This is a genomic window from Pseudooceanicola lipolyticus (assembly GCF_002786325.1).
Taxonomy (GTDB): Bacteria; Pseudomonadota; Alphaproteobacteria; order Rhodobacterales; family Rhodobacteraceae; genus Pseudooceanicola_C; species Pseudooceanicola_C lipolyticus.
Genome location: NZ_PGTB01000144.1, coordinates 1 through 9,757 on the forward strand (window position 1 = coordinate 1; position 9,757 = coordinate 9,757).

General features: G+C 65.9%; 11 protein-coding genes. 9 read left to right on the top strand and 2 right to left on the bottom strand.

The annotated features are described in order from the left end of the window. Positions 1-528 precede the first annotated feature (528 nt). From pcaF to kynA, 9 genes are all read left to right on the top strand, one after another. Entirely contained in the window at positions 529-1,731 is a 1,203-nt protein-coding gene (gene pcaF, locus CVM52_RS20680) for a 3-oxoadipyl-CoA thiolase (protein WP_100164308.1), read from the top strand. A gap of 16 nt (positions 1,732-1,747) precedes the next feature. Continuing rightward, positions 1,748-2,752: a 1,2-phenylacetyl-CoA epoxidase subunit PaaA gene (gene paaA / locus CVM52_RS20685; RefSeq protein WP_100164309.1), complete on the top strand. Its 1,005-nt coding sequence runs from the start codon at positions 1,748-1,750 to the stop codon at positions 2,750-2,752. A 142-nt stretch (positions 2,753-2,894) separates the two neighbouring features. After that, entirely contained in the window at positions 2,895-3,128 is a 234-nt protein-coding gene (gene paaB / locus CVM52_RS20690; protein WP_240621015.1) for a 1,2-phenylacetyl-CoA epoxidase subunit PaaB, read from the top strand. Continuing rightward, on the top strand, positions 3,128-3,895 hold the full coding sequence (gene paaC / locus CVM52_RS20695) for a 1,2-phenylacetyl-CoA epoxidase subunit PaaC (protein WP_205965000.1): 768 nt from the start codon (positions 3,128-3,130) through the stop codon (positions 3,893-3,895). Before paaB ends, paaC begins: the two co-directional genes overlap by 1 nt. Before the next feature lie 95 nt (positions 3,896-3,990). After that, complete coding sequence (gene paaD / locus CVM52_RS20700; protein ID WP_100164317.1) at positions 3,991-4,452, top strand: 1,2-phenylacetyl-CoA epoxidase subunit PaaD; 462 nt, start codon at positions 3,991-3,993, stop codon at positions 4,450-4,452. 10 nt (positions 4,453-4,462) lie between these two features. Next, entirely contained in the window at positions 4,463-5,539 is a 1,077-nt protein-coding gene (locus CVM52_RS20705) for a 2Fe-2S iron-sulfur cluster-binding protein (protein WP_100164311.1), read from the top strand. 11 nt (positions 5,540-5,550) lie between these two features. Then, on the top strand, positions 5,551-6,309 hold the full coding sequence (locus CVM52_RS20710) for a Phenylacetic acid catabolic protein (protein ID WP_100164312.1): 759 nt from the start codon (positions 5,551-5,553) through the stop codon (positions 6,307-6,309). A gap of 114 nt (positions 6,310-6,423) precedes the next feature. Beyond that, positions 6,424-7,617: a kynureninase gene (gene kynU / locus CVM52_RS20715; RefSeq protein WP_100164313.1), complete on the top strand. Its 1,194-nt coding sequence runs from the start codon at positions 6,424-6,426 to the stop codon at positions 7,615-7,617. Position 7,618: 1 nt separating this feature from the next. Next, the gene (gene kynA, locus CVM52_RS20720) at positions 7,619-8,452 is read left to right on the top strand and encodes a tryptophan 2,3-dioxygenase (protein ID WP_100164314.1); all 834 of its coding nucleotides are present in this window, start codon (positions 7,619-7,621) and stop codon (positions 8,450-8,452) included. 207 nt (positions 8,453-8,659) lie between these two features. Here kynA and hisG read toward each other — a convergent pair whose 3' ends face one another. Together hisG and CVM52_RS20730 are read right to left on the bottom strand one after the other, a co-directional pair. After that, positions 8,660-9,355 carry an ATP phosphoribosyltransferase gene (gene hisG, locus CVM52_RS20725; RefSeq protein ID WP_100164315.1) on the bottom strand — a complete coding sequence of 232 codons (696 nt, stop codon included), beginning with the start codon at positions 9,353-9,355 and terminating at the stop codon, positions 8,660-8,662. Continuing rightward, on the bottom strand, positions 9,352-9,757 hold a 406-nt coding region (locus CVM52_RS20730; RefSeq protein WP_205965001.1), incomplete at its 5' end, for an ATP phosphoribosyltransferase regulatory subunit. The genes hisG and CVM52_RS20730, both read right to left, overlap by 4 nt.

Consider the following 9,757-nt stretch of genomic DNA (forward strand, 5'->3'; position numbering starts at 1 on the left):
ATCAGCGGCGAGGCCGGTTCGGCTGCAGGAAGCTCGGGCGCGGCCAACGTCGGTGCGCCGCTGCCGACCTGCGGCGGCGCGCTTTGCGCCTGGGCGGCGCCTGCGGCCACGAAAAGGATTGTGGCCGCCAATGCGGCACGGAACGGATACAGGGCCATGGCGAACTCCAACTTTCCTGTCCGTGGCGGAGCGCGCAGGCATGGCTGGGACATGTCCTATTCGCCTATTTCCTCGCGGCGTTCAGGTCAAGGCAGTAGCCTACTGAAACAATCAGGATTTAAGCCGGCGCCCTTAATCCAGCCGCTGAACGGCGGGCAAGGTCAGCTGTTTTTCGCGCTGACAACGCGTTTTGCGCAGGGAACAGGGCGGCCCAGGTTCGCGGGACCGAGATGCCTACCCTCAAATGTTACGAACCACAATTCTAAACAATCATATCGTAACATCTTACTTGTGCCGAATCGATTTCGGCGCTATCCCGACCATGTGGTCAGATATGCAGCGATGCGTTGACCGGCTGGGGAGGATGATTTGGACGCTTTTATCTGCGATGCAATCCGGACGCCGATTGGCCGCTATGGCGGCGCACTCGCCTCTGTGCGGACCGACGATCTGGCGGCGGTGCCGATTGCCGCGCTGGTCGCGCGCAATCCGCAGGTTGACTGGGCCGCGCTGGACGACGTGATCTATGGCGATGCCAACCAGGCCGGCGAAAGCAACCGCAACGTGGCGCGCATGGCCGCCCTGCTGGCCGGGCTGCCGGTGGAGGTGCCAGGCACCACCATCAACCGGCTCTGCGCCTCGGGCATGGACGCGGTGGGCATGGTGGCCCGCGCGATCAAGGCGGGCGATTATGACATCGCCATCGCCGGCGGTGTCGAAAGCATGAGCCGCGCGCCCTTCGTGATGCCCAAGGCCACCAGCGCCTTTTCCCGCAGCAACGCGGTCTATGACACCACGATCGGATGGCGTTTCGTCAATCCGAAGATGAAGGCGATGTACGGCACCGATTCGATGCCGGAAACCGCCGATAACGTGGCCGAGGATTACCAGGTCACCCGCGCCGACCAGGACGCCTTTGCCGCGCGGTCGCAGGAACGCTGGGCCGCCGCGCATCAGGCCGGTGTCTTCGCGCAGGAAATCGCGCCGGTGACCATTCCCCAGCGCAAGGGCGACGCGGTGGTGGTCGATACCGATGAACACCCCCGCCCCGGCACGACCGCGGACAAGCTGTCCGGCCTGAAAGGTGTCAACGGGCCCGACAAGACGGTGACCGCCGGCAATGCCTCGGGCGTGAATGACGGCGCGGCGGCGCTGCTGCTGGCCAACGAATCCGCGGCCAAGGCCAATGGCCTGACCCCGATGGCGCGCATCGTCGGCATGTCGGTGGCGGGTGTCGCACCGCGGGTGATGGGCATCGGCCCGGTCCCGGCCACGCGCAAGGTGTTGAAGCGCGCGGGACTGTCCATAGATCAGATGGATGTGATAGAATTGAACGAAGCCTTCGCGAGCCAGGGTCTGGCCACCCTCCGCGAACTGGGCGTGCCCGACGATGCCCCGCATGTGAATCCCAACGGCGGCGCCATCGCACTCGGCCACCCCCTGGGAATGTCGGGCGCGCGGCTGGTTCTGACCGCGGCCTATCAGTTGCAACGCACCGGCGGGCGCTATGCGCTGTGCACCATGTGCGTTGGCGTCGGACAGGGCGCGGCCCTGATCCTGGAACGGGTATAACGAGCGGGAGGTCCCCATGTACGCACAGATGGTCAAATCCACCGGCAAGGGCGTGAAAACCCGGGACGACATGACCGAGGAAGAGCGCCACTTCCAGGACAAGGTCGATGCCGACATCAAGATCGAGCCGCGCGACTGGATGCCCGAGGAATACCGCAAGACGCTGATCCGCCAGATCGGCCAGCATGCCCATTCCGAGATCGTCGGCCAGCTGCCCGAGGGCAACTGGATCACCCGCGCGCCGACGCTGGAGCGCAAGGCGATCCTGCTCGCCAAGGTGCAGGACGAGGCCGGGCATGGTCTCTACCTTTATTGCGCCGCCGAAACCCTGGGGATCAGCCGCGATGAAATGACCGAGATGCTGCTGTCGGGGCGGATGAAATATTCCTCGATCTTCAACTACCCGACGCTCACCTGGGCCGATATCGGTGCGGTGGGCTGGCTGGTCGACGGCGCTGCGATCATGAACCAGGTGCCGCTGCAGCGCACCTCGTACGGGCCCTATTCCCGCGCCATGATCCGCATCTGCAAGGAAGAGTCGTTTCACCAGCGCCAGGGCTATGACATCATGATGAAGATGGCCCAGGGCAGCCCGGCGCAGAAACGGATGGCGCAGGATGCGCTGAACCGGTTCTGGTATCCGTCGCTGATGATGTTCGGCCCCTCCGACAAGGAATCGGTGCATTCCGCCCAGTCGATGGCGTGGAAGATCAAGATCAACACCAATGACGAGCTGCGGCAGAAATTCGTCGACCAAACCGTGCCGCAGGCCGAATATCTGGGCCTGACCATCCCGGATGACAAGCTGAAGCTGAACGAAGAAACCGGCCATTACGCGTTTTCCGAACCGGACTGGACCGAGTTTTTCAACGTCCTGAAGGGCAACGGCCCCTGCAACAACGAGCGCCTGGAAGCGCGCCAGAAGGCCTGGGAAGACGGCCAGTGGGTGCGCGACGGGATGCTGGCCCATGCCCGCAAGAAAGCCGCGCGCGCCGGAGCCGCGCAGATGGCCGCCGAATAATCCCGCGCGACCCAGCCAGTTCGGAGGAGAACACGCCATGAGTTCCGTCAATCCATCGGCCTATCCCGACACCGGGGAAAAAGGTGCCAAGCGCAAGGCCGAATGGCCGCTTTGGGAGATCTTCATCCGCGGCCAGCACGGCATGAGTCACCGCCATGTCGGCTCGCTGCACGCGCCGGATGCCGAGATGGCGATCAAGAACGCGCGCGACGTCTATACGCGCCGCAACGAGGGCGTTTCGATCTGGGTGGTCGAGGCGCGCAACATCACCGCCACCACGCCGGGCGACAAGGGGCCGATGTTCGAGCCGTCCCAGACCAAGATCTATCGCCACCCGACCTTCTACGACATTCCAGACGAAATCGGGCATATGTGATGGCCGTGTCAAAACAACAGGCCCTGCTGGAATTCCTGCTGCGGATGGGCGACACCAGCCTGATCCTGGGCCATCGGATGTCGGAATGGTGCGGGCACGCGCCGATCCTGGAAGAGGATATCGCGCTGGCCAATACCGCGCTGGACCTGATCGGCCAGACCCAGCTGTGGCTGGGCTATGCCGCCGAGGTACAGGGCGAGGACAAGACGGCGGACGATCTCGCCTTCCTGCGCGATGCCTGGGATTTCCGCAACCTGCTGCTGGCCGAGCTGCCCAATGGCGATTTCGGCCGCACCATCATGCGCAAGTTCCTGTTCGACGCCTTCCAGTCGGTTCTGCTGGGCCGGCTGCTGACCTCCACGGACACCACGGTGCGCGAAATCGCCGAGAAAGCCTCGAAAGAGGCGGCCTATCACCTGGAGCGGTCGGCCGACACGGTCGTCGCACTGGGCGACGGCACCGAGGAAAGCCATGACAAGATGCAGGCGGCGCTGGACCGGCTGTGGCCTTACGTTGGCGAAATGTTCGAAAGCGACGCTTATGACGCGGTGCTGGTCAAGGCCGGGATCGCCCCCGATCCGGCCAGCCTGCGCGCCGAATTCGACACCCTGGTGACCAAGGTGATCCGCCGCGCCACGCTGGACCTGCCCGAGGACGCGTTCAGCCATAGCGGCGGGCGCAGCGGCCGGATGCATACCGAGCATCTGGGCCACCTGCTGACCCAGATGCAATGGCTGCAACGCGCCTATCCGGGCAACCGGTGGTGAGCGAAACCGCGCTGTCCCGGACCTGGTCCGGGACCTTCCCGGCCCATGAGTTCCCGGATCAGTTCCGGGACCGTACCCCTTCAGACGGCAATGCCATGACCCGACCCAGCATAGATCAGATATGGCAATGGCTCGACACCGTGCCCGACCCCGAGATCCCGGTGATCTCGCTGGTCGATCTGGGCATCATCCGCAACGTGGGTTTCGAGGGTGACACCTGTATCGTCACCGTCACCCCCACCTATTCCGGCTGCCCGGCCACCGCGATCATCAACCTCGATATCGAGACCGCGCTGCGTGCCAAGGGGCTGGATCGGATCGAGCTGCGCCGCCAGCTGAGCCCGGCCTGGACCACCGATTGGCTGAGTGACAAGGGCCGCGCCCGGTTGGAGGATTACGGCATCGCCCCGCCGCAGCCGGCCGGCGGGCCGCAGCGCTGCCCGCGGTGCGGCGGCTCCCATCTGGAAAAGCTCAGCCAGTTCGGCTCGACCCCGTGCAAGGCGCAGTGGCGGTGCAAGGACTGCCTGGAGCCTTTCGACTATTTCAAGTGCATCTGAGGAGGAGCCGATGGCGCGTTTCCACGATCTGACCGTCACCGACATCCAGAAAACCATCCGCGATGCGGTGGTCGTCACGCTGGCGCCGGTCAACGGCGCCGCCGCCGAGTTCGCCTTCACCCAGGGCCAATATCTGACCTTCCGCCGCGATTTCGACGGCGAAGAGCTGCGCCGCTCCTATTCGATCTGCGCCGGGACCGATGAAGGCATCCTGCAGGTCGGCATCAAGCGGGTCGAGGGCGGCGCCTTTTCGACCTGGGCCAATGAGGAGCTGAAAATCGGCGACACGGTGCAGGCGATGCCGCCGATGGGCAGCTTTTTCACCCCGCTCGATGCAACCGCCGAGCGGCATTACCTGGGCTTTGCCGGCGGGTCGGGGATCACCCCGGTGCTGTCGATCCTGAAAACCGTTCTGAAGCGCGAGCCGAAATCCGCGTTCACCCTCGTCTATGCCAACAGGGGCGTGAATTCGATCATGTTCCGCGAGGAACTGGAGGATCTGAAGAACCTGCATATGGGCCGGTTCAACGTGATCCATGTGCTGGAATCGGACGCGCAGGATATCGACCTGTTCACCGGGCTGGTGACCGAGGAGAAGTGCGGCCAGCTGTTCGCCAGCGGCTGGATCGACATCGACAGCATCGACACCGCCTTCATCTGCGGGCCGGAACCGATGATGCTGGGCATTGCCGCGGCCCTGCGCAAGGCCGGGATGGACGACAGCCAGATCAAGTTCGAACTCTTCGCCTCGGCCCAGCCCGGGCGGCTGAAACGGCCGGTCGTCTCGAAGGACGCCGCCAGCGCCGCCAACCAGACCACCGCGACGATCACGCTGGATGGGTCGACCCGCACCATCACCATGCCGAAAGACGTCACCCTGCTGGACGCGGCGCGCGACAACGATCTGGACGCGCCCTATGCCTGCAAGGCCGGGGTCTGTTCGACCTGCCGCTGCAAGGTGCTGGAGGGCCAGGTCGAGATGCTGACCAATCACGCGCTGGAGGATTATGAGGTCGAAAAGGGCTATGTCCTGTCCTGCCAGTCCTTCCCGGTCACCGACAAGGTGGTCGTGGACTACGACCAATAGGAGGACGGACCATGGCCGAGGACATGACCATCGACAGCTATCTGGCCAAGGGCGGCGTGCTGAGCAATCCGTCGAACGTGCCGCCGCGCTATCGCGCCGAGCTGATGAAGCTGATGGCGACCTTCGTGGATTCCGAGCTGGCCGGCGCCGCCGGCTTTGCCGATATCATCAATGACGGGCCCGGCATCAAGGAACGTATCGCTGCTGCCCGGATCGTGATGGAAAAAACCGACCATGCCGGGCGGGTGCTGCGCATCATGGGCGAATTCGGCGCCGATACCGGGCGCTATGTCAGCCATCACCCCTGGACCGAACGGCTGCCGCGCGATGCCGATATCGGCACCACCCGGGTAGAGCATGACATGCGGCTGGCGGTGTTCAACTACCCGCTGGACGGCTGGGCCGACGCGGTGATGATGAACCTGCTGATGGGTCTGGCGGTGACCGTGCAACTGGACGAGTTCAAGGCGGTGTCCTACCAGCCGCTGGCCGATGCCTTCCGCGCCATCGCCCCGGTCGAGGCGCGTCATGCCGAATTGGCCGAGGAAGGGCTGGTGCGGTTGCTGGAAGGCGACGCGCAGGCCTCGCTGCTTGCATCGGCGCGCTATTGGTGGCCGCGGGTGGCGGCCTCGTTCGGCTCGGCCGAGTCGACCCGGGCCGAAAGCCTGAAGGCGATGGGGCTGCGCCGCAGTTCCAATGCCGAATTGCTGGCCCGGTGGGAGGCCAAGGCCCACGACGCGCTGGACCGGCTGGGACTCTCGCGCGCCTGAGTTTTAGGCACGGCGCCGGGGTTTTCGGCCAACCGGGTTGTGACGCTGGACAGGCGCGGGCAAACCGCCTAAACCGGGATATGCTTTAAGCCTAAAATAAGACCGGGTGACACCATGACCGATTTTGCCGCCACCAAGGCCCTGTTCGCCTTGCCCGAAGGCGTGCTGTATCTGGACGGCAATTCGCTGGGCCCACTGCCGGCGGCCGTCCCCGACCGGATCGACGCCATGCTGCGCGAGGAATGGGGGCAGATGCTGATCACCGGCTGGAACCAGGCCGGCTGGATGGAGATGCCGATGCGCCTGGGCGACCGCATCGGGCGGCTGATCGGTGCCGAGCCGGGCCAGGTGGCGGTGGGCGACACGCTGTCGATCAAGGTCTACCAGGCGCTGGCCGCCGCCCTGGACCTGCGGCCGGACCGCAAGGTGGTGCTGTCCGATACCGGCAACTTCCCGTCGGATCTCTATATCGCGCAGGGGCTGCTGAAGATGCTTGGCCCCGATTACGAATTGCGGCTGGTCGCCCCCGAAGAGGTCGAGGCGGCGATCACCGACGAGATCGCGGTAACGCTGATCACCGAGGTCGATTATCGTAGCGGCCGGCTGCATGACATGGCCGCGCTGACCCGCAAGGCCCATGAGGTGGGCGCCGTAACCGTCTGGGATCTGGCCCATTCCGCCGGAGCGACCCCGGTCGACCTTGCCGGGGCCGGGGCGGATTTCGCGGTGGGCTGCACCTATAAATATCTCAATGGCGGCCCTGGCGCGCCCGCCTTCATCTATGTCGCGCCGCGCCATGCCGGCCGGGCGCTGCCGGCGCTGTCGGGCTGGCTGGGCCACGAGGCGCCGTTTGCCTTCGATCTCGACTACCGCGCCGGCGCCGGGGTTGAACGGATGCGCGTCGGCACCCCGCCGGTGATCCAGATGGCGGCGCTGGACTGCGCGCTCGACATCTGGGAAATGACCACGATGGAGCAGGTCCGTGCCCGCTCGATCACCCTGTCGGAACTGTTCATCGCCGAGGTCGAGGCCGCCTGCCCCGGCCTGACCCTGGCCAGCCCGCGCGACCCGCAGGCGCGCGGCAGCCAGGTCTCGTTCCGCTTTGACGAGGGCTATGCCGCGATGCAGGCCTTGATCGCGCGCGGGGTGATCGGCGATTTCCGCGCCCCGGACATCATGCGCTTTGGCTTTACCCCGCTCTACCTGGACGAGGACGACGTGCGCGGCGCGGTGGCGATCCTGGCCGAGATTCTGAATGACAAGCTGTGGGACCGCGCCGAATACAAAGCGCGTAAGGCGGTGACCTGAGATGACCAAACCCTATGATCCCGAAGGCGAAGGCGCGCGCATGTCCTTTGACGGCGCGATGTCCTATGGCGATTATTTGCAGCTGGACAAGGTGCTCAATGCTCAGGCGCCGATTTCGAAAGCTCATGACGAGCTGTTGTTCATCATCCAGCACCAGACCTCGGAACTGTGGATGCGGCTGGCAGTGCACGAGCTGACCGCCGCGCGCGAGGCGCTGCAGGGCGCCGATATGCGCCCAGCCTTCAAGATGCTGAGCCGGGTCAGCCGCATCTTCGAACAGTTGAACGGCGCCTGGGACGTGCTGCGCACCATGACACCCAGCGATTACACCACCTTCCGCTCGTCGCTGGGGCAATCCTCGGGGTTCCAGTCCTACCAGTACCGGCAGATCGAATTCATACTCGGCAACCGCAACCGGGCGATGATCCGCCCGCACGCCCACCGGCCCGACCTGGCCGAGCTGCTGGAGGCCGAGCTGGACCGCCCGTCGCTCTACGACGTCGCGCTGCGGGCGCTGCACGCGTCGATCCCGCTGCCGGAAACGGTGCTGCGCCGCGACCTGGCACTGCCACATGCCGATGACGCGGCCGTGGTGGCGGCCTGGACCGAGGTTTACCGCCACCCCGAGCAGCACTGGGCGCTGTATGAACTGGCGGAAAAGCTGGTGGATCTCGAGGATTACTTCCGCCGCTGGCGCTTCAACCACGTCACCACGGTTGAACGCGTCATCGGGTTCAAACGCGGCACCGGCGGCACCGGCGGCGTCAGCTATCTCAAACGGATGCTGGAGGTCGAGCTGTTCCCCGAGCTGTGGCATCTGCGGACCGGGTTGTAGCGCGCCAGCTTGGTCATAAGCCCTGAAGGGCGGGCCGCGCCCGACCGCGGGTGGGCGCGACTCCGTTCGGGGGTCTGCGCTTCATCGTGTCGCCACGTTGATCGGTGGAGCGGCAGCGCATCGGTGCAGAAGCCCCCGCCTGGGGCGACGGCCCGGCGGCGCTGCGCGCCTTGAGTCCGGGCTGGACCCGGCAGCCTGACTTCGCCGCTACTCCGCCCCGACCTTGACCAGCAGCTGGCGCAGCGCCGCGGCCTCCTCGGACGAACATTCCGCCACCCGGCTGCGCCACAGCGTTGCCTGGCTTTTCAACACCAGACCATCCGCCAGGATCTTGAGGTGATTGGCGCGCAGCGTGTCCCCGGTCGAGGTGATATCGGCCACTGCCTCGGCGGTCAGGTTCTTCACCGTGCCCTCGGTCGCGCCCTGGCTGTCGACCAGCGCGTAATCGGCCACCCCGCCGGCGCGCAGGAATTCACGCACCAGCCGGTGATATTTGGTGGCGATCCGCAGCCGCGCGCCATGCGCCGCGCGGAACGCCGCCGCCGCCGCGTCCAGGTCGTCCAGCGTATCGACATCGACCCAGCATTTCGGCACCGCCAACACCAGGTCGGCATGGCCAAAGCCCATGCGGGCGACCTCTTCCACCTGCAATTCCCAGCGCGGCAGCTTCTCGTGGACCAGATCGGTGCCGGTGACCCCAAGGTGGATCCGCCCGGTGGCCAGCTCGCGCGGGATCTCCCCCGCCGACAGCAACACCAGCGACACGCCGCCGATCCCCTCGACCGTCCCGGCATATTCGCGTGCGTCGCCGCTGCGCGACAGCGCCACGCCGCGCGCCGCGAACCAGGCAAAGGTCTTTTCCATCAGCCGGCCCTTCGAGGGCACGCCCAGTTTCAGCGTCATCGCCCCGCCTCCGCCAGTTCCAGCATCAGCCCCGGCCGCAGCACGCCGCCCACCGCCGGGATCTCGGCACCGCGCCCCAGCCGCCGGGTCAGCGCGTCATAGCGCCCGCCGGTGGCGATCGGCGGCAGGTCGGGCCGGTCGGCGGCGTAAAAGCCGAAGACGAAGCCGTCGTAATATTCCATCGAGGTGCGCCCATAGCTGGCTTCGAAATCCAGCCGCTCGACATCGACGCCGCGCGCAGCCAGCGCCGCGATCCGTGCCTCCAGCCGCCGCAGCGCCGGGGCGATATCGGGCAGGTCCACCGCGATATCCTTCAGCTGCTCCAGCGCGAAGGGCAGCGTCTCGCGCACCGCCAGCAGCGCCTCCAGCGCGTCCAGCTCATGCGCCGACACCGGCGGTGCG

Coding starts and splice junctions, on each gene's coding strand:
- paaA (WP_100164309.1), top strand. CDS start 1,748: ATGTACGCACAGATGGTCAAATCCACCGGCAAGGGCGTGAAAACCCGG.
- paaB (WP_240621015.1), top strand. CDS start 2,895: ATGAGTCACCGCCATGTCGGCTCGCTGCACGCGCCGGATGCCGAGATG.
- paaC (WP_205965000.1), top strand. CDS start 3,128: ATGGCCGTGTCAAAACAACAGGCCCTGCTGGAATTCCTGCTGCGGATG.
- paaD (WP_100164317.1), top strand. CDS start 3,991: ATGACCCGACCCAGCATAGATCAGATATGGCAATGGCTCGACACCGTG.
- CVM52_RS20705 (WP_100164311.1), top strand. CDS start 4,463: ATGGCGCGTTTCCACGATCTGACCGTCACCGACATCCAGAAAACCATC.
- CVM52_RS20710 (WP_100164312.1), top strand. CDS start 5,551: ATGGCCGAGGACATGACCATCGACAGCTATCTGGCCAAGGGCGGCGTG.
- kynU (WP_100164313.1), top strand. CDS start 6,424: ATGACCGATTTTGCCGCCACCAAGGCCCTGTTCGCCTTGCCCGAAGGC.
- kynA (WP_100164314.1), top strand. CDS start 7,619: ATGACCAAACCCTATGATCCCGAAGGCGAAGGCGCGCGCATGTCCTTT.
- hisG (WP_100164315.1), bottom strand. CDS start 9,355: ATGACGCTGAAACTGGGCGTGCCCTCGAAGGGCCGGCTGATGGAAAAG.